We start from the raw sequence: 15,621 nt of genomic DNA, 5'->3' as shown, positions 1-15,621 counted from the left end.
CCCTTTCCGCAGGAAAGGGCTCTGACCCCGCACCGGGAATGGGGTCAGAGCCCTTTGCGATGCAAAGGGATCCGACCCCATCCTGCTTCAGCGCTTGACCTTGCGCAGCGACACCACCAGTGCCCACAGCGCCAGCAGCACGAACCACACGCCCGACCACATCGGCATGGTCAGGCCCAGGAACGTCCAGTCGATGTTGCCGCAGTTGCCGGTACCGGTCAGCACCGTGCGGAACACTTCCAGCGGCCCCATGGTCTCGCGCAGGAAGCTCAGCGGCGGGCCACAGGTCGCGCCCATCTCCGGCGGCAGCATCTGCACGTAGACGTGGCGCGCAGCGATGCCCACGCCGACGGCCGCCGCGATGAAGGCGAGCACGCCGTAGGTGGCGCGGCCGGGACGGTTGGACGGCCCATGCAGCGCACCGATCAGGAACAACAGGCCCAGCGCGGCAAAAGCCAGGCGCTGGAAGATGCACAGCGGGCACGGCTCCAGGCCCATCTTCAGCTGCAGGAAGATCGCGTAGCCGAGCAGGCCCGCGCAGATCAGGAAGCCCAGGAAGAACTGGGCGCGGAAGGGCCAGCGCAGTGGATTCATCGTCAACGCTCGAATGGATCAAGGCGCCAAGCGTAACCGAGAGCGCGCCCCATTCGAACCGCCACAGGTGACGCCTGTCGGAACGGTGCGGGTCGGATCCCTTTGCGAATGCAAAGGGATCTGACCTGCGGTGCTGCCTGCTCGGGGTCAGAGCCCTTTCCTGCGGAAAGGGATCCGACCCCTGGAAACGCAAAAGCCCGGCAGGAGCCGGGCTTTCGCTGTGTCGCGTTGGAGCGGTCCGATTACTCGGCCACTTCCTCGGCCACGACCGGACGGTCAACCAGCTCGACGTAGGCCATCGGTGCGTTGTCGCCGGCGCGGAAACCGCACTTCAGCAGGCGCAGGTAGCCGCCCGGACGGTTCGCGTAGCGCGGGCCCAGGATGGTGAACAGGTTGCCCACGGCTTCGTTGTCGCGCAGGCGGGCGAAGGCCAGACGGCGGTTGGCGACCGAGTCGACCTTGGCCAGAGTGATCAGCGGCTCGGCAACGCGGCGCAGTTCCTTGGCCTTCGGCAGGGTGGTCTTGATCAGCTCGTGCTTGAACAGCGAGGCGGCCATGTTCTTGAACATCGCTTCGCGGTGCGCGCTGGTGCGGCTGAACTTACGGCCAGACTTCTGGTGACGCATGGTGATATTCCTTGGTTAATGATGCGGCTGTGTGGATCGTTGTCGCCATCCTGGCGTTACTGCGCGGACTGCGGTTGGTCCTGGCCGCCCGTCCTGGACGACCTGCCCGCGAACCTGCGGTTCGTCGTGGCATGGTGTGTTGCGTTGAAGGCTCCACCGCGAGCGGTGGAGCCTCCAGGCATTACCGATATCAGCCCAGCATGCCGTGGCTGGCGACGCCGGCCGGCGGCCAGTTCTCCAGCTTCATGCCGAGGGACAGGCCGCGCTGAGCCAGCACTTCCTTGATCTCGGTGAGCGACTTCTTGCCCAGGTTCGGGGTCTTCAGCAGCTCCACTTCGGTCTTCTGGATCAGATCGCCGATGTAGTAGATGCTTTCAGCCTTCAGGCAGTTGGCCGAACGCACGGTCAGCTCCAGATCGTCGATCGGGCGCAGCAGCACCGGATCCACGCCGTTGTTGGCCGGCTTGGCCGCACCGCGGTCGCGGTGGGTGAAGTCACCGAACACCGACAGCTGGTCGCTGAGGATGTCGGCGGCGGTGCGCACGGCTTCCTCGGCATCGATGGTGCCGTTGGTCTCGATATCGATGACCAGCTTGTCCAGGTCGGTACGCTGTTCGACACGCGCCGCTTCCACGGCGTAGGCGACACGGCGGACCGGCGAGAACGAGGCATCCAGGACCAGGCGGCCGATGGCACGGGTTTCTTCGTCCGGACGACGACGCGCGGCAGCCGGCTGGTAGCCGAAACCACGTTCGATCTTCAGACGCATGTTGATCGCCGTATCCTTGGTCAGGTGGCAGATCACATGGTCGCCGTTCAGGATCTCCACATTGTGGTCGACCTTGATGTCGGCAGCGGTGACAACGCCCGGGCCCTGCTTGGACAGGGACAAGGTGGCGCTGTCGCCGGAGTGCATACGGATGGCCACGTCCTTCAGGTTCAGCAGGACTTCGAGCACGTCCTCCTGCAGACCTTCGACCGTGGTGTACTCATGCAACACGCCGTCGATTTCGACTTCCGTGATGGCGAAGCCCGGGATGGACGACAGCAGCACGCGACGCAGGGCATTACCCAGCGTATGCCCGTAACCCCGCTCCAAAGGTTCGATAACGACCTTTGCACGGGTGTCGGTAAGGCGTTCGATCTGCGGACCGCGAGGACGCAGAACCTGGTTGGCGGTAACCGTCATGTTGCGGGTTCTCCTAGTGAACCCCCGGCCGTCGCCGGGGGCTCTCCAATGTGAATTACTTCGAATACAGCTCGACGATCAGCGCTTCGTTGATGTCCGCAGGCAGATCCGAACGATCCGGAACAGCCTTGAAGATGCCGGTGAACTTGCCGGAATCCACTTCAACCCACGACGGGCTCAGGTCATGCTGGGCGGCGACGGTCAGGGCTTCCTGGACGCGCAGCTGCTTGGCAGCCTTTTCAGACAGGGCGATGGCGTCGCCAGCCTTGACCTGGTACGAAGCCAGGTTGACCGACTTGCCATTCACGGTGACGCCGCGGTGCGACACCAGCTGACGGGCAGCCGGACGGGTCACGGCGAAGCCCATGCGGTAGACGACGTTGTCCAGGCGGGTTTCCAGCAGCTGCAGCAGGTTCTCGCCGGTGTTGCCCTTCTTGGTCGAGGCCTTCTTGTAGTAGTTGCGGAACTGACGCTCCAGCAGGCCGTAGATACGCTTGACCTTCTGCTTTTCACGCAGCTGGGTGGCGTAGTCGGACAGCTTGCCCTTGCGGGCAGTGGCGCCGTGCTGGCCGGGCTTCTGCTCCAGCTTGCACTTCGAGTCCAGCGCACGCGCCGGGCTCTTCAGGGACAGGTCGGCGCCTTCGCGGCGGGCGAGCTTACAGGTAGGACCGATATAACGAGCCATTTCTTATCGCTCCCTTTAGACGCGACGCTTCTTCGGCGGACGGCACCCGTTGTGCGGGATAGGCGTCACGTCGATGATGTTGGTGATCTTGTAGCCGACGTTGTTCAACGAACGCACGGCCGACTCACGGCCCGGACCCGGGCCCTTGATGCGGACTTCCAGCGACTTCACGCCGTAGTCCAGCGCAGCACGACCGGCCTTTTCAGCAGCCACCTGGGCAGCGAACGGGGTCGACTTGCGCGAACCGCGGAAGCCAGCGCCACCGGAGGTCGCCCACGACAGAGCATTGCCCTGGCGGTCGGTGATGGTGACGATGGTGTTGTTGAACGAAGCGTGGACGTGGGCAACGCCGTCGGTGACGACGCGCTTGATCTTCTTCTTGGTCTTAGCAGCGGGCTTAGCCATTTCTCAGTCCCTTACTTCTTGATCGCCTTGCGCGGACCCTTGCGGGTGCGGGCGTTGGTACGGGTGCGCTGGCCACGCAGCGGGAGGCCACGACGGTGACGCAGGCCGCGGTAGCAGCCCAGGTCCATCAGGCGCTTGATCGCGATACCGATTTCACGGCGCAGATCGCCTTCCACGATGTACTTGCCGACTTCGGCGCGCAGGCGCTCGATTTCCGGCTCCGACAGATCGCGGATCTTGGTGGTCGAAGCAACGCCTGCGACTTCGCAGACCTTCTTCGAACGGGTACGGCCGATGCCGTAAATGCTTTGCAACCCGACCCAGACATGCTTCTGGGCTGGCAGGTTGACGCCTGCAATACGCGCCATGACGCGGTTCTCCAGCTGAGTGATGGCCGACAGCGCGCCTCGGGCACGCCAATCCGGCAGGATGGATCAAAAAAGTGAACTAGCGATACTAACAAGGTTCCGGTTTACATGGAAGCCCGTGAAACCATTGGTTTCATGAACCCGGCCTGGGGAGTGTGCCCAGGCTCCGGCGCCGGATGGGGTTGGACCTGGGGTTTCCCCCGGGGCCGCCCGCGCTACTCCAGCGCGGGACCACCTCATCACACCCCCACCCGGAACCGCTGCGGGGGCCGCCCTTCGTTTGTGTGGCCGGAGTCCGCGAAGCGGAGGGACCATCACGTCAGGAAGACGAAAGTATAACAGGCCTATCAGCCGCGGGCAAAACCGCCGCGGTTGCCACCCTTCAGGTTGGCCTTCTTCAGCAGGCTCTCGTACTGGTGGGACATCAGGTGCGCCTGCACCTGGGCGATGAAGTCCATCACCACCACCACCACGATCAGCAGCGAAGTACCACCGAAGTAGAACGAGGCGTTCAGCTGCGTGCGCATCAGTTCCGGCAGCAGGCAGACGATCACCAGGTACGCCGAGCCGGCCGCGGTCAGGCGGGTCAGCACGCCGTCGATGTAGTCGGCGGTCGCCTTGCCCGGACGGATGCCCGGAATCAGCGCACCGGACTTCTTCAGGTTGTCGGCGGTTTCCTGCGAGTTGAACACCAGCGCGGTATAGAAGAACGCGAAACCGGTGATCAGCGCAGCGAACACGATCATGTGCAGCGGCTCGCCCGGGCCCAGGGCGTTGGCGACCTTCTGCAGGACCTGGCCGAAGCTGCTCTGGTTGGCGGCCTGGCCGGACCACATGGCCAGGGTGGCCGGGAAGGCCAGCAGGCTCGAGGCGAAGATCGCCGGGATGACGCCGGCCATGTTGAGCTTCAGCGGCAGGAACGAGGTCTGGTTCATGTACGCGTTGCGACCACCCTGACGGCGCGCGTAATTGACCGTGATCCGGCGCTGGCCACGCTCGACGAACACCACGAAGAAGGTGAAGGCGAGCACGACGATGGCGATCAGCAGCAGCTGGATGAACTGGATGTTGCCGTCGCGGTAGGCATCGAAGGTGTGGATGACCGCACCCGGCAGGCCCGCCACGATACCGGCGAAGATGATCAGCGACACGCCGTTGCCGATGCCGCGCTCGGTGACCTGCTCACCGACCCACATCAGGAACATGGTGCCGGCGGTCAGTGCGACCACGGCAGTGAGCACGAAGCCCATGCCCGGCGCATACACGACCGGAGCGCCCGACGGCGAGACCTGGCCCTGCAGGGCCAGCGCGATCGAGCCGCCCTGCACCACTGCCAGCAGCACGGCGCCGATGCGCGAATACTGGGTGATCTTGCGGCGGCCGGACTCACCTTCCTTCTGCATCGCCTTCAGGGCGGGGAAGATGTGCACGGCCAGCTGCATCACGATCGATGCCGAGATGTACGGCATCACGTTCAGCGCGAAGATGCTGAAACGGTGCAGGGCGCCGCCCGAGAACATGTTGAACATGTCCACGATGCCGCCGCCCTGCTGTTGCATCATGGCAAGCATGGCATCGGGATTGACGCCCGGCACCGGCACGTAGCAGCCGATGCGATAGACGATCAAAGCCCCGACGACGAACAGCAAACGTTGGCGAAGTTCAGTGAACTTGCCCATTCCGCCCGCGAGGTTACCGATGCCAGCTTGCGCCATGATTTTCTTACTCCGTTACGCTGCCGCCGGCAGCTTCGATTGCAGCCTTGGCACCCGCCGTGGCAGCAATACCCTTCAGGGTGAACGCCTTGGTCACTTCGCCCTTGACGACGACCTTGGCCTTCTTTGCGGTGCTCGGGACCAGCTTGGCAGCACGCAGGGCGGCGAAATCGATCTCACCGGCCGGCAGCTTGTCCAGCGCGTACAGCAGCACTTCAGCGGTGTCCTTGGCGATCGGCGAACGGAAGCCGATCTTCGGCAGACGACGCTGCATGGGGGTCTGGCCGCCTTCGAAGCCAGCCTTGATCTTGCCGCCACCCTTACGGGCGAACGAACCCTTGTGGCCGCGGCCGGCAGTCTTGCCCAGGCCCGAGCCGATACCGCGGCCGACGCGGGTGCGCTCGGTGCGGGCGCCCGGTGCCGGGCTCAGTTCATTGAGACGCAGAGTCATGGTCGATTACTCCTCAACCTGGACGAGGTACTGAACCTTGTTGATCAGGCCGCGTACCTGCGGGCTGTCCTTCAGTTCACGCACATCGTTGAGCTTGTTCAGGCCCAGGGCACGCACCGACAGGCGGTGACGCGACTGGGTACCACGCAGGCCACGCACCAGGCGGACCTTCACAGTCTTGTTGGACTCATTAGCCATGGTTGAGTTCCTCCACCTTCTTGCCGCGCTTGGCCGCGATGCGAGCCGGCGACTGCGCAGCAGACAGGCCCTTCACGGTGGCACGCACCAGGTTGATCGGGTTACGCGAACCGGTGGCCTTGGCCAGCACGTTCTTCACGCCAACGGCTTCCAGCACGGCGCGCATGGCACCGCCGGCGATCACGCCGGTACCTTCCGAAGCCGGCTGCATGAACACGCGGGCTGCGCCGTGACCATCCTTGATGGTGTGCCACAGGGTGCCGTTGTTCAGGTCAACGCTGACCAGGTTCTTGCGGGCCTGTTCCATCGACTTCTGGATGGCGACCGGCACTTCGCGGGCCTTGCCATAACCGAAACCGACCTTGCCTTCGCCGTCGCCGACAACGGTCAGGGCGGTGAAGGTGAACTGGCGGCCACCCTTGACGGTCTTGCTGACGCGGTTGACCGCGACCAGCTTTTCGATCATGCCGTCGTCGATCTTCTCTTCGCGGTTACGGTCGCGATCGCGACCCCGCTGCTGACGCTCTTCTGCCATGTTGATTCCTTGGTTGTTTGGGTATGTACGGCTCGAGGCCGCTTATGGTTGTGGAGTGACGCGTTGTTCCGGTGGGCCACTGCAGAAGAGCGGCGCCGTCCAGCCTCGCTCAGGCTGGCGAGCAGGCAGGCAGGAGGCCATCGGCCCCCTGCCCTTGTCCCTTAGAACTGCAGGCCGGCTTCGCGGGCCGCTTCTGCCAGGGCCTTGATGCGGCCGTGGTAGCGGTAGCCCGAACGATCGAAGGCAACCTTCTCGACGCCGGCGGCCTTGGCGCGCTCGGCGACGATGCGGCCAACCTTGGCAGCGGCATCGGCGTTCTTGCCGTTCTTCAGGCCTTCCTTGACGTCGGTCTGGGTGGTGTTGGCGGCAGCCAGCACCTTCGAACCGTCAGCGGTGAAGACCTGGGCGTACAGGTGCTGGCCGGTGCGCAGCACCGACAGGCGGGCGACGCCGAGCTCACGGATGTGGGCGCGGGTCGACTTGGCGCGACGCAGGCGGGCGATGTTCTTGTTCATTTTGATTATTCCTTGAAAGCTGAAGGATGGGCTTCTCCCTGAGGAGTCCGCACATGGATGTGCGGGCTCTTGCGAGGGACTCGCACTTACGCCTTCTTGGCTTCCTTACGGATGATGACTTCGTCGGAGTACTTCACGCCCTTGCCCTTGTACGGCTCCGGCTTGCGGAACGCACGGATCTTGGCGGCGACTTCACCGACGACCTGCTTGTCAGCGCCCTGGACCAGGATCTCGGTCTGGGTCGGGGTGGTGATGGTGATGCCTTCCGGCGCCACGAACACGACCGGGTGCGAGAAGCCCAGCGACAGGCTCAGGTCCTTGCCCTGCATGGCAGCGCGGTAACCCACGCCAACCAGCTCCAGCTTGCGCTCGAAGCCTTCGGACACGCCCTTGACCATGTTGGACAGGATCGCACGCACGGTGCCGGTCAGTGCGACCAGCTCGGCGTTCTCGGTGCTCAGGGTGGCAACGCCATTGTCGACGTTGATGGCAATGCCGGCCGGCTTGGCCAGCGACAGGGTGCCCTTCGGGCCCTTGGCGGTGACGCTGTCCGACTGGACGTTCAGTTCAACCTTACCCAGGGTGATCGGCTTCTTGGCTACGCGGGACATAGTTCTACTCCTTTCGCCTTAGGCCACGAAGCACAGGACTTCGCCGCCGACGCCCAGCTGGCGCGCCTGCGCATCAGTCATGATGCCCTTGGAGGTGGAAATGATGGAGATACCCAGGCCGTTCATGACCTTCGGCAGCTCGCTCTTGCCGCGGTACTGGCGCAGGCCCGAACGCGAGAAGCGCTTCAGGGTCGCGATGACCGGCTTGCCTTCGAAATACTTCAGCACGATTTCCAGCTCGGACTTGTTGTTTTCCAGCTGGGTCACGCGCAGGTCGGTGATGTAACCCTCGTCCTTCAGGACCTGGGCGATCGCAACCTTGATCTTGGACGACGGGGCTTTCACCGTCTGCTTGCCAACTGCGGCCGCATTCTTGATGCGGACCAGCAGGTCGGCGATGGGATCAGTCATGCTCATATGAGTACCTTTGAGTGCACCGATATCCGCTTTCGCGAAAATCTGTTGTCTCCTGGAAACGGGCCAGGTCCCTTGATGCAGCGGGCCGGGGCCCACTCCTACAACCCCGTCTGCACAGGGCAAGACGCGGGAGTATACGCCAAAAGAGCCCGACTTGCGTCGGGCTCTTCGGGTTTTTTCGCAGAAAGGAAGCTGAACAGCCCCCTCCCCCGGTTCAGCACCCCCGCAAGGGGGTGCTGAGCGCAGGGCCGGCTGGGATTACCAGCTGGCCTTGCGCAGGCCCGGGACGTCGCCACGCATGGTGGCTTCGCGCAGCTTGTTGCGGCCGAGGCCGAACTTGCTGTACACGCCACGCGGACGACCCGACAGCTCGCAACGGTTGCGCTGACGGCTCGGCGACGAATCGCGCGGCAGCTTGGCCAGCTTGGTTGCGGCGTCGATCTTCTCTTCGTAGGTCGCGTCCACGGAGGACACGATCTTCTTCAGAGCCGCACGCTTCTCAGCGTACTTCTTGGCCAGCTTTTCCCGCTTGATGTCGCGGTTGACCATGGAGGTCTTTGCCATTTCGGTTTCCTCGACAGATCAGTTACGGAACGGGAACTTGAACGCTGCCAGCAGCGCCTTCGCTTCCGCGTCGGTCTTCGCAGTGGTGGTGATGGCGATATCCATACCGCGGATCGCGTCGACGGCGTCGAAGTCGATTTCCGGGAAGATGATCTGTTCCTTCACACCCATGTTGAAGTTGCCGCGGCCGTCGAAGGAACGACCGGAAACACCACGGAAGTCGCGCACGCGCGGCAGCGAGATGTTGATCAGGCGGTCCAGGAACTCGTACATCTTGTGGCGACGCAGCGTGGTCTTGCAGCCGATCGGCCAACCATCACGGATCTTGAACGACGCAACCGAGATACGCGACTTGGTGACAACCGGCTTCTGGCCGGAAATCTTGGTCATGTCCGCGACGGCGTTTTCCAGGATCTTCTTGTTGGTGGCAGCCTCGCCGACACCCATGTTCAGGGTGACCTTGACGAGCTTCGGTACTTCCATCGGATTGGTGTAGCCGAACTGCTTCATCAGCGCCGGCACCACTTCTTCCTTGTAGATCTTTTCGAGACGGGAAGTCATCTTCACATTCCTCAGGCGTCGAGCGCCTCACCGCTGGAGCGGAACACACGCAGTTTGCGTCCATCCTCCAGCACCTTGAAGCCAACGCGTTCGCCCTTGCCCGAAGCCGGGTTCAGCACGTTCACGTTGGAGATATGGATCGAAGCTTCGCGCTCGACCACGCCGCCGGCAACACCTGCCTGCGGGTTCGGCTTGGTGTGGCGCTTGACGATGTTCACGTTGGCGACGACCACACGGTCGCCGTCGACGCGGACGACTTCGCCCTGCTTGCCCTTGTCCTTGCCAGCGTTGACGACAACCTGGTCGCCCTTCTTGATACGGTTAGCCATGATTATCTCCTGTCGCTCACAGCACTTCGGGAGCGAGCGAGACGATCTTCATGAACTTCTCCGAACGAAGTTCACGGGTCACCGGCCCGAAGATACGGGTACCGATCGGCTCCTGCTTGTTGTTCAGCAGGACGGCAGCGTTGCCGTCGAAGCGGATCAGCGAACCGTCGGCGCGACGCACACCCTTGCGGGTACGCACCACGACGGCGTCATACACTTCACCCTTCTTGACCTTGCCGCGCGGAATCGCATCCTTCACGGTGACCTTGATGATGTCGCCGATGCCGGCGTAACGGCGCTTGGAACCACCCAGCACCTTGAAGCACATCACCTGCTTGGCACCCGAATTGTCCGCGACGTCAAGGTAGCTCTGCATCTGGATCATGATTCAGACTCCTTATTCAGCCGCACGCGTGATGACTTCCACCACGCGCCAGTTCTTGGTCTTGGACATCGGAGCAATCTCGGTCACGCGGACGACATCGCCTTCCTTGCAGGCGTTGTCGGCATCGTGGGCGTGCAGCTTGGTCGAGCGCTTGATGTACTTGCCGTACAGCGCGTGCTTGACCTGACGCTCAACCAGGACGGTAACCGTCTTGTCCATCTTGTTGCTGACGACACGGCCTTCGACCGTGCGCAGCGTCTTCTTTTCAGTATTGTCGCTCATAGCGGCCATCCTTACTTCGTGCTGCCGAGCAGGGTCTTGACGCGAGCAATCTCGCGACGGACCCGGCGAATGTCGTGGGTCTTCGGCAGCTGGCCGGTGACCTGCTGCATACGGACAGAGAACTGTTCCTTACGCAGGTCGATCAGGTGGGCCTTGAGTTCGTCAGCCGACTTTTCACGGAGAGTTTTGATATCCATCAGCGCACCGTACGGGTCACGAAAGTGGTGGTGACCGAGAGCTTGGCGGCGGCCAGGCGGAACGCCTCGCGAGCCACTTCCTCGGAAACACCCTCGATTTCATAGATCATGCGGCCGGGCTGGATCTGGGCCACCCAGTATTCCACGTTACCCTTACCCGAACCCATTCGAACTTCGATGGGCTTCTTGGTGATGGGCTTGTCGGGGAACACGCGGATCCACATCTTGCCGCCGCGCTTGACGTAGCGGCTGATCGAGCGGCGGGCCGCTTCGATCTGACGCGCGGTCAGCTGACCGTGTGCGGTTGCCTTCAGGCCGTATTCGCCGAAGCTGACAGCGTTGGCGCTCCAGCTCAGGCCATCGTTACGGCCCTTGTGTACCTTGCGGTACTTGGTTCGCTTGGGTTGCAACATTGTCGTTACCTCGCTTCACGGGCCGGGCGCTGACGGTCACCACGGTCGCCGCGATCGTGACGATCGTTGCGCGACGGGGTGTCGTCCTGCTTTTCCTGGCCAACCTGGGAGAAATCGAAGACCTCGCCCTTGTAGATCCAGACCTTAATGCCGATGATGCCGTAGGTCGTCTTGGCTTCAGCGAAGCCATAGTCGATGTCGGCACGCAGGGTGTGCAGCGGCACGCGGCCTTCGCGGTACCACTCCGAACGGGCGATTTCAGCACCGTTGAGGCGGCCACCAACGTTGACCTTGATGCCCAGGGCACCCAGGCGCATCGCGTTGCCGACCGAGCGCTTCATTGCACGGCGGAACATGATGCGACGCTCCAGCTGCTGGGCGATCGACTCGGCAACGAGCTGCGCGTCCAGTTCCGGCTTGCGCACTTCGGTGACGTTGATGTGCGCCGGGACGCCCATCATCTCGCTCACTTCCTTGCGCAGCTTCTCGATGTCCTCACCGCGCTTGCCGATCACCACGCCCGGACGGGCGGTGTGGATCGTCACGCGAGCGGTCTTGGCCGGACGCTCGATCAGGATCTTGCTGATGCCGGCCTGGGCCAGCTTCTTGCGCAGCATTTCGCGCACTTTCAGGTCGGCTGCCAGGTAACCGGCGAACTCGGCCTTGTTGGCGTACCACTTGGAGTTCCAGTCCTTGGAAATGCCGAGGCGGATACCAATCGGATGAACTTTATGACCCATGGTCTTTTCCTTATCCGCTTACTTGGCGGCGCCCACAACCACAGTGATGTGGCTGGTGCGCTTGAGGATGCGGGTACCGCGGCCTTTCGCCCGCGCCATGAAACGCTTCAGGGTCGGACCTTCATCAACCATGATGGTCTGAACCTTCAGCTCGTCGACGTCGGCGCCCTGGTTGTTCTCGGCGTTGGCAATTGCCGACTCCACCACCTTCTTGATCAGGTGGGCAGCCTTCTTGTCCGAGAACTTCAGCAGGTTGACCGCACGTTCGGCCGGCAGACCGCGCACCTGGTCAGCGACCAGACGAGCCTTCTGCGGGGAGATGCGCGCAGTGCGCAGGATGGCTTTCGCTTCCATTGTCATCTCTCCTTACTTGCCCGACTTCTTGTCACCACCGTGACCCTTGAAGGTCCGGGTGATGGCAAATTCGCCGAGCTTGTGGCCGACCATGTTCTCGTTGACGAGAACCGGGATGTGGTTCTTGCCGTTATGCACGGCAATGGTGATGCCTACCATGTCAGGCAGGATCATCGAACGGCGCGACCAGGTCTTGATCGGCTTCTTGCTGCCCGCAGCGGCCTCCACCTTCTTGACGAGGTGGTGATCGACGAACGGGCCCTTCTTGAGTGAACGTGCCATGGTCGATTAGCCCCTACGATCGCGGACGATGAACTGCTGAGTGCGCTTGTTATGGCGCGTCTTGTAACCCTTGGTCGGAACACCCCACGGGGTGACCGGATGCGGGTTACCCTGGCCGGCCTTGGCCTCACCACCACCGTGCGGGTGGTCAACCGGGTTCATGGCAGCACCACGAACGGTCGGGCGGACGCCGCGCCAACGCTTGGCACCGGCCTTGCCCAGCTTTTCCAGGCTGTGCTCGTCGTTGCCGACTTCGCCGATGGTGGCGCAGCACTCGACCGGAACCTTGCGCATTTCACCCGAGCGCAGGCGCAGGGTGGCGTAGATGCCTTCGCGAGCCACCAGCTGCACGGCCGCACCAGCGGCGCGAGCGATCTGAGCGCCCTTGCCCGGCTTCAGCTCGATGCAGTGGATGGTGGTGCCGACCGGGATGTTGCGCAGCGGCAGGGTGTTGCCGGCCTTGATCGGGGCGTCCGAACCAGCGATCACCTGATCACCGGCCTTCAGGCCCTTCGGGGCGATGATGTAGCGACGCTCACCATCGACGTAGCACAGCAGGGCGATGTGGGCGGTGCGGTTCGGATCGTATTCGATGCGTTCCACGCGCGCCGGGATGCCCAGCTTGTTGCGCTTGAAGTCGATGATGCGGTAGTGCTGCTTGGCACCACCACCGACGTGACGCACGGTGATGCGGCCGTGGTGGTTGCGGCCACCCGAGCGGCTCTGCGACTCGACCAGTGCGGCGTGCGGAGCACCCTTGTGCAGGTCGGGCGTAACCACGCGCACGGCCGAACGGCGGCCGGGGGAAGTGGGCTTGAATTTCATCAATGGCATGGGATGTACCTCAGGCCTTGGCCGTTACATCGATCGACTGGCCGTCGGCCAGGCGAACGTACGCCTTGCGCCAATCGCCGCGGCGGCCAGCACGGTTACGGAAGGACTTGTTCTTGCCCTTGACGTTGACCACGTTGACGGCTTCGACCTTGACGTCGAACAGCTGCTCAACCGCGGCCTTTACATCGGCCTTGGTGGCTTCGTTCGAAACTTCGAAGACATACTGGTTGGAGAGTTCCTGCAGGCGCGCGGTCTTTTCGGAGACACGCGGGGCACGCAGCACGCTGAAGATTTTTTCGTTGCTGTTCATGCCAGCCACTCCTCGACCTTCTTGACCGCGTCAGCGGTGATGACGACCGTGTCGGCACCCACCAGCGAGACCGGATCCAGACCCTGGACGTCACGCACCTGCACGTACGGCAGATTGCGGGCGGACAGGTACAGGTGCTCGGACGCTTCTTCGGTGACGATCAGCGGGCGCTTGCCCACTTCCAGGCCGGCCAGCTTGGCGATCAGACCCTTCGTGTTGGTCACTTCGACATCGAAGGACTCCACGATGGTCAGACGGCCCTGACGGTTCAGCTCGGACAGGATCGCGCACATGGCGGCACGGTACTGCTTACGATTGACCTTCTGCTCGAAGCTGCGCGGCTTGGCCGCGAAGGTGACACCGCCGCCGACGAAGATCGGAGCCGTCAGTGCGCCATGACGCGCGCCGCCGCCCTTCTGCTTCTTCGACTTCTTGGTGGTACCAGCCACTTCGGAGCGAGTCTTCTGTGCCTTGGTGCCGGCGCGACCGGCGTTGCGGTAGGCAACGACGACCTGGTGGACCAGATCTTCGCTGAAATCGCGACCGAACACGGCGTCGGAGACCGAGACCTTGTTGTTGCTACCCGTGATAACGAGTTCCATCGTCATCTCTCCTTATGCCTTGCTCGCCGGACGGACGATCACATCGCCACCCGCCGCGCCCGGAACGGCGCCGCGAACGGCGATCAGACCGCGCTCGACGTCGACCTTGACCACTTCCAGGTTCTGGGTGCTCTGCTGCACCGCGCCCATGTGGCCCGACATCTTCTTGCCCGGGAAAACGCGACCCGGGGTCTGGCGCTGACCCAGCGAACCCGGCGCGCGATGCGACAGCGAGTTACCGTGGGTTGCATCGCCCATACGGAAGTTGTGGCGCTTGATGGTGCCCTGGAAGCCCTTACCCTTGGTGACACCCTGGACGTCGACGATCTGGCCGACTTCGAAGATGTCCGCCTTGACTTCGCCGCCAACGGCGAAATCGCCGAGCTGCGCGTCTTCAACGCGGAATTCCCACAGGCCACGACCCGCTTCCACCTTCGCCTTGGCGAAGTGGCCGGCTTCCGGCTTGTTGACCAGGGCAGCGCGACGCGCGCCGACGGTCACCTGCACGGCGCTGTAGCCGTCGGTTTCGACGGTCTTGATCTGCGCGATGCGGTTCGGGGTTGCTTCGATCAGGGTCACCGGGATGGAACGGCCATCTTCGGTGAACACGCGGCTCATGCCGGCCTTGCGGCCCACGAAGCCCAACGAATACTTCTTCGTCATGGTCGTAGTCCTCAGGTCAGCTTGATCTGAACGTCGACGCCGGCAGCCAGTTCGAGCTTCATCAGCGCGTCCACGGTCTTGTCATTCGGGTCAACGATATCGAGCACGCGCTTGTGCGTGCGGGTCTCGTACTGGTCACGCGCGTCCTTGTCGACGTGCGGGGAGACGAGAACGGTGTAACGCTCGATCTTGGTCGGCAGCGGGATCGGGCCACGCACTTGCGCGCCGGTCCGCTTTGCCGTTTCAACGATCTCGCTGGCCGAACGGTCGATCAGACGATGATCGAACGCTTTCAGCCGGATCCGGATCTTTTGGTCCGCCATGGCGGTAGGTTCCTTCGTTAAAAGAGCGACAGACAAAGCCTCTGGGTTGCTTTGCCCCATGAAATTCCTGAATACGGACGGCCCGCAGTCCTGCAGGCCGACAAGGTCACTCCATGGACCTCAAAAACGTAGGCAGACCAGTTTCCCGGCCTGCCCAGACGTAGAAGCATAATGGCACGCAAGGCAGCTGTCAACAGTCGCCTGTTGACGCCGCCTGAATGGCATTGACCCTTCCTGGTCCGGGGAACACAAGGCACATCCTGTGCCTGCTTTCCCATTTGATACGCCCCGATGCCCTACCCAGGCAACATCGGGGCGCAAATACTACCAGATTACTCGATGATCTTCGAGACCACGCCGGCGCCGACGGTACGGCCGCCTTCGCGGATGGCGAAGCGCAGGCCTTCGTCCATTGCCACCGGGTTGATCAGGGTGACGACCATCTTGACGTTGTCACCCGGCATCACCATTTC

The 15,621-nt window shown here is 62.9% G+C and carries 29 protein-coding genes; all 29 read right to left on the bottom strand.

What is annotated here, in order from left to right; all coding sequences use genetic code 11:
• Positions 1–87: 87 nt before the first annotated feature.
• Positions 88–594, bottom strand: coding sequence for a disulfide bond formation protein B (locus AC5P7I_RS18170; protein WP_005415421.1), 507 nt, complete (start codon positions 592–594; stop codon positions 88–90).
• A gap of 242 nt (positions 595–836) precedes the next feature.
• On the bottom strand, positions 837–1,220 hold the full coding sequence (gene rplQ, locus AC5P7I_RS18165) for a 50S ribosomal protein L17 (protein ID WP_005408217.1): 384 nt from the start codon (positions 1,218–1,220) through the stop codon (positions 837–839).
• A gap of 190 nt (positions 1,221–1,410) precedes the next feature.
• The gene (locus tag AC5P7I_RS18160; protein WP_005408216.1) at positions 1,411–2,409 is read right to left on the bottom strand and encodes a DNA-directed RNA polymerase subunit alpha; all 999 of its coding nucleotides are present in this window, start codon (positions 2,407–2,409) and stop codon (positions 1,411–1,413) included.
• Between the two features lie 55 nt (positions 2,410–2,464).
• Positions 2,465–3,094, bottom strand: a complete 630-nt coding sequence (rpsD, locus tag AC5P7I_RS18155; protein WP_004145446.1) for a 30S ribosomal protein S4 — start codon at positions 3,092–3,094, stop codon at positions 2,465–2,467.
• Between the two features lie 15 nt (positions 3,095–3,109).
• On the bottom strand, positions 3,110–3,499 hold the full coding sequence (gene rpsK / locus AC5P7I_RS18150; RefSeq protein WP_004145443.1) for a 30S ribosomal protein S11: 390 nt from the start codon (positions 3,497–3,499) through the stop codon (positions 3,110–3,112).
• Positions 3,500–3,510: 11 nt separating this feature from the next.
• Positions 3,511–3,867: a 30S ribosomal protein S13 gene (gene rpsM / locus AC5P7I_RS18145; RefSeq protein WP_004154500.1), complete on the bottom strand. Its 357-nt coding sequence runs from the start codon at positions 3,865–3,867 to the stop codon at positions 3,511–3,513.
• Between the two features lie 347 nt (positions 3,868–4,214).
• Positions 4,215–5,582: a preprotein translocase subunit SecY gene (gene secY, locus AC5P7I_RS18140; protein WP_005415420.1), complete on the bottom strand. Its 1,368-nt coding sequence runs from the start codon at positions 5,580–5,582 to the stop codon at positions 4,215–4,217.
• A gap of 7 nt (positions 5,583–5,589) precedes the next feature.
• The gene (rplO, locus tag AC5P7I_RS18135; RefSeq protein WP_004154498.1) at positions 5,590–6,033 is read right to left on the bottom strand and encodes a 50S ribosomal protein L15; all 444 of its coding nucleotides are present in this window, start codon (positions 6,031–6,033) and stop codon (positions 5,590–5,592) included.
• Positions 6,034–6,039: 6 nt separating this feature from the next.
• The gene (rpmD, locus tag AC5P7I_RS18130) at positions 6,040–6,231 is read right to left on the bottom strand and encodes a 50S ribosomal protein L30 (RefSeq protein ID WP_005408214.1); all 192 of its coding nucleotides are present in this window, start codon (positions 6,229–6,231) and stop codon (positions 6,040–6,042) included.
• Complete coding sequence (gene rpsE / locus AC5P7I_RS18125) at positions 6,224–6,766, bottom strand: 30S ribosomal protein S5 (protein ID WP_005408213.1); 543 nt, start codon at positions 6,764–6,766, stop codon at positions 6,224–6,226. The genes rpmD and rpsE overlap by 8 nt, the downstream gene beginning before the upstream one ends.
• A 161-nt stretch (positions 6,767–6,927) precedes the next feature.
• Positions 6,928–7,287, bottom strand: coding sequence for a 50S ribosomal protein L18 (rplR, locus tag AC5P7I_RS18120; protein WP_169411773.1), 360 nt, complete (start codon positions 7,285–7,287; stop codon positions 6,928–6,930).
• 80 nt (positions 7,288–7,367) lie between these two features.
• Positions 7,368–7,892 carry a 50S ribosomal protein L6 gene (gene rplF, locus AC5P7I_RS18115; protein WP_014646052.1) on the bottom strand — a complete coding sequence of 175 codons (525 nt, stop codon included), beginning with the start codon at positions 7,890–7,892 and terminating at the stop codon, positions 7,368–7,370.
• Positions 7,893–7,910: 18 nt separating this feature from the next.
• Positions 7,911–8,309, bottom strand: a complete 399-nt coding sequence (rpsH, locus tag AC5P7I_RS18110) for a 30S ribosomal protein S8 (RefSeq protein ID WP_005408210.1) — start codon at positions 8,307–8,309, stop codon at positions 7,911–7,913.
• 258 nt (positions 8,310–8,567) lie between these two features.
• Complete coding sequence (gene rpsN / locus AC5P7I_RS18105; RefSeq protein ID WP_005408209.1) at positions 8,568–8,873, bottom strand: 30S ribosomal protein S14; 306 nt, start codon at positions 8,871–8,873, stop codon at positions 8,568–8,570.
• A gap of 18 nt (positions 8,874–8,891) precedes the next feature.
• The gene (gene rplE, locus AC5P7I_RS18100; RefSeq protein ID WP_005415416.1) at positions 8,892–9,434 is read right to left on the bottom strand and encodes a 50S ribosomal protein L5; all 543 of its coding nucleotides are present in this window, start codon (positions 9,432–9,434) and stop codon (positions 8,892–8,894) included.
• 11 nt (positions 9,435–9,445) lie between these two features.
• Complete coding sequence (gene rplX, locus AC5P7I_RS18095) at positions 9,446–9,763, bottom strand: 50S ribosomal protein L24 (protein WP_004154490.1); 318 nt, start codon at positions 9,761–9,763, stop codon at positions 9,446–9,448.
• A 16-nt stretch (positions 9,764–9,779) separates the two neighbouring features.
• Complete coding sequence (gene rplN / locus AC5P7I_RS18090) at positions 9,780–10,148, bottom strand: 50S ribosomal protein L14 (RefSeq protein WP_010483978.1); 369 nt, start codon at positions 10,146–10,148, stop codon at positions 9,780–9,782.
• Between the two features lie 12 nt (positions 10,149–10,160).
• A complete protein-coding gene (gene rpsQ / locus AC5P7I_RS18085) occupies positions 10,161–10,430 on the bottom strand; it encodes a 30S ribosomal protein S17 (RefSeq protein ID WP_004154489.1) in 270 nt (89 codons plus the stop codon).
• A gap of 11 nt (positions 10,431–10,441) precedes the next feature.
• On the bottom strand, positions 10,442–10,627 hold the full coding sequence (rpmC, locus tag AC5P7I_RS18080; RefSeq protein ID WP_004154487.1) for a 50S ribosomal protein L29: 186 nt from the start codon (positions 10,625–10,627) through the stop codon (positions 10,442–10,444).
• The gene (rplP, locus tag AC5P7I_RS18075) at positions 10,627–11,040 is read right to left on the bottom strand and encodes a 50S ribosomal protein L16 (RefSeq protein ID WP_004154486.1); all 414 of its coding nucleotides are present in this window, start codon (positions 11,038–11,040) and stop codon (positions 10,627–10,629) included. The genes rpmC and rplP overlap by 1 nt, the downstream gene beginning before the upstream one ends.
• Before the next feature lie 5 nt (positions 11,041–11,045).
• Positions 11,046–11,780: a 30S ribosomal protein S3 gene (gene rpsC / locus AC5P7I_RS18070; protein WP_004145350.1), complete on the bottom strand. Its 735-nt coding sequence runs from the start codon at positions 11,778–11,780 to the stop codon at positions 11,046–11,048.
• Between the two features lie 18 nt (positions 11,781–11,798).
• The gene (gene rplV / locus AC5P7I_RS18065) at positions 11,799–12,134 is read right to left on the bottom strand and encodes a 50S ribosomal protein L22 (protein ID WP_004145348.1); all 336 of its coding nucleotides are present in this window, start codon (positions 12,132–12,134) and stop codon (positions 11,799–11,801) included.
• A gap of 12 nt (positions 12,135–12,146) precedes the next feature.
• Positions 12,147–12,416: a 30S ribosomal protein S19 gene (gene rpsS, locus AC5P7I_RS18060; RefSeq protein WP_005415413.1), complete on the bottom strand. Its 270-nt coding sequence runs from the start codon at positions 12,414–12,416 to the stop codon at positions 12,147–12,149.
• Positions 12,417–12,422: 6 nt separating this feature from the next.
• The gene (gene rplB, locus AC5P7I_RS18055; protein ID WP_004145339.1) at positions 12,423–13,250 is read right to left on the bottom strand and encodes a 50S ribosomal protein L2; all 828 of its coding nucleotides are present in this window, start codon (positions 13,248–13,250) and stop codon (positions 12,423–12,425) included.
• Between the two features lie 10 nt (positions 13,251–13,260).
• Positions 13,261–13,560 carry a 50S ribosomal protein L23 gene (gene rplW, locus AC5P7I_RS18050; RefSeq protein WP_004145338.1) on the bottom strand — a complete coding sequence of 100 codons (300 nt, stop codon included), beginning with the start codon at positions 13,558–13,560 and terminating at the stop codon, positions 13,261–13,263.
• A complete protein-coding gene (gene rplD / locus AC5P7I_RS18045) occupies positions 13,557–14,162 on the bottom strand; it encodes a 50S ribosomal protein L4 (protein ID WP_004145337.1) in 606 nt (201 codons plus the stop codon). The genes rplW and rplD overlap by 4 nt, the downstream gene beginning before the upstream one ends.
• Before the next feature lie 12 nt (positions 14,163–14,174).
• Positions 14,175–14,825 (bottom strand): 50S ribosomal protein L3, encoded by a 651-nt coding sequence (rplC, locus tag AC5P7I_RS18040; protein WP_004145336.1) that lies wholly within the window; start codon positions 14,823–14,825, stop codon positions 14,175–14,177.
• 11 nt (positions 14,826–14,836) lie between these two features.
• On the bottom strand, positions 14,837–15,148 hold the full coding sequence (gene rpsJ, locus AC5P7I_RS18035) for a 30S ribosomal protein S10 (protein WP_005408208.1): 312 nt from the start codon (positions 15,146–15,148) through the stop codon (positions 14,837–14,839).
• A 332-nt stretch (positions 15,149–15,480) separates the two neighbouring features.
• On the bottom strand, positions 15,481–15,621 hold a 141-nt coding region (locus tag AC5P7I_RS18030; RefSeq protein ID WP_487247787.1), incomplete at its 5' end, for an EF-Tu C-terminal domain-related protein.

Source organism: Stenotrophomonas sp. YJH_SMC_138, assembly GCF_059369855.1.
This window is presented reverse-complemented; position numbering and strand designations above follow the sequence as displayed.

What these genes read in the sequence shown, in the direction of transcription:
- rplN (WP_010483978.1), bottom strand. Translation starts at nt 10,148, where the DNA reads ATGATCCAGATGCAGAGCTACCTTGACGTCGCGGACAATTCGGGTGCC.
- rplF (WP_014646052.1), bottom strand. Translation starts at nt 7,892, where the DNA reads ATGTCCCGCGTAGCCAAGAAGCCGATCACCCTGGGTAAGGTTGAACTG.
- rpsE (WP_005408213.1), bottom strand. Translation starts at nt 6,766, where the DNA reads ATGGCAGAAGAGCGTCAGCAGCGGGGTCGCGATCGCGACCGTAACCGC.
- rpsJ (WP_005408208.1), bottom strand. Translation starts at nt 15,148, where the DNA reads ATGGCGGACCAAAAGATCCGGATCCGGCTGAAAGCGTTCGATCATCGT.
- rplP (WP_004154486.1), bottom strand. Translation starts at nt 11,040, where the DNA reads ATGTTGCAACCCAAGCGAACCAAGTACCGCAAGGTACACAAGGGCCGT.
- rpsS (WP_005415413.1), bottom strand. Translation starts at nt 12,416, where the DNA reads ATGGCACGTTCACTCAAGAAGGGCCCGTTCGTCGATCACCACCTCGTC.
- rplW (WP_004145338.1), bottom strand. Translation starts at nt 13,560, where the DNA reads ATGAACAGCAACGAAAAAATCTTCAGCGTGCTGCGTGCCCCGCGTGTC.
- rplB (WP_004145339.1), bottom strand. Translation starts at nt 13,250, where the DNA reads ATGCCATTGATGAAATTCAAGCCCACTTCCCCCGGCCGCCGTTCGGCC.
- secY (WP_005415420.1), bottom strand. Translation starts at nt 5,582, where the DNA reads ATGGCGCAAGCTGGCATCGGTAACCTCGCGGGCGGAATGGGCAAGTTC.
- rpsK (WP_004145443.1), bottom strand. Translation starts at nt 3,499, where the DNA reads ATGGCTAAGCCCGCTGCTAAGACCAAGAAGAAGATCAAGCGCGTCGTC.
- rpsM (WP_004154500.1), bottom strand. Translation starts at nt 3,867, where the DNA reads ATGGCGCGTATTGCAGGCGTCAACCTGCCAGCCCAGAAGCATGTCTGG.
- rpsD (WP_004145446.1), bottom strand. Translation starts at nt 3,094, where the DNA reads ATGGCTCGTTATATCGGTCCTACCTGTAAGCTCGCCCGCCGCGAAGGC.
- rpsQ (WP_004154489.1), bottom strand. Translation starts at nt 10,430, where the DNA reads ATGAGCGACAATACTGAAAAGAAGACGCTGCGCACGGTCGAAGGCCGT.
- rpmD (WP_005408214.1), bottom strand. Translation starts at nt 6,231, where the DNA reads ATGGCTAATGAGTCCAACAAGACTGTGAAGGTCCGCCTGGTGCGTGGC.
- rplD (WP_004145337.1), bottom strand. Translation starts at nt 14,162, where the DNA reads ATGGAACTCGTTATCACGGGTAGCAACAACAAGGTCTCGGTCTCCGAC.
- AC5P7I_RS18160 (WP_005408216.1), bottom strand. Translation starts at nt 2,409, where the DNA reads ATGACGGTTACCGCCAACCAGGTTCTGCGTCCTCGCGGTCCGCAGATC.
- rpsC (WP_004145350.1), bottom strand. Translation starts at nt 11,780, where the DNA reads ATGGGTCATAAAGTTCATCCGATTGGTATCCGCCTCGGCATTTCCAAG.
- rplV (WP_004145348.1), bottom strand. Translation starts at nt 12,134, where the DNA reads ATGGAAGCGAAAGCCATCCTGCGCACTGCGCGCATCTCCCCGCAGAAG.
- rplO (WP_004154498.1), bottom strand. Translation starts at nt 6,033, where the DNA reads ATGACTCTGCGTCTCAATGAACTGAGCCCGGCACCGGGCGCCCGCACC.
- rplX (WP_004154490.1), bottom strand. Translation starts at nt 9,763, where the DNA reads ATGGCTAACCGTATCAAGAAGGGCGACCAGGTTGTCGTCAACGCTGGC.
- rpmC (WP_004154487.1), bottom strand. Translation starts at nt 10,627, where the DNA reads ATGGATATCAAAACTCTCCGTGAAAAGTCGGCTGACGAACTCAAGGCC.
- rpsN (WP_005408209.1), bottom strand. Translation starts at nt 8,873, where the DNA reads ATGGCAAAGACCTCCATGGTCAACCGCGACATCAAGCGGGAAAAGCTG.
- rpsH (WP_005408210.1), bottom strand. Translation starts at nt 8,309, where the DNA reads ATGAGCATGACTGATCCCATCGCCGACCTGCTGGTCCGCATCAAGAAT.
- rplC (WP_004145336.1), bottom strand. Translation starts at nt 14,825, where the DNA reads ATGACGAAGAAGTATTCGTTGGGCTTCGTGGGCCGCAAGGCCGGCATG.
- rplE (WP_005415416.1), bottom strand. Translation starts at nt 9,434, where the DNA reads ATGACTTCCCGTCTCGAAAAGATCTACAAGGAAGAAGTGGTGCCGGCG.
- rplQ (WP_005408217.1), bottom strand. Translation starts at nt 1,220, where the DNA reads ATGCGTCACCAGAAGTCTGGCCGTAAGTTCAGCCGCACCAGCGCGCAC.
- AC5P7I_RS18170 (WP_005415421.1), bottom strand. Translation starts at nt 594, where the DNA reads ATGAATCCACTGCGCTGGCCCTTCCGCGCCCAGTTCTTCCTGGGCTTC.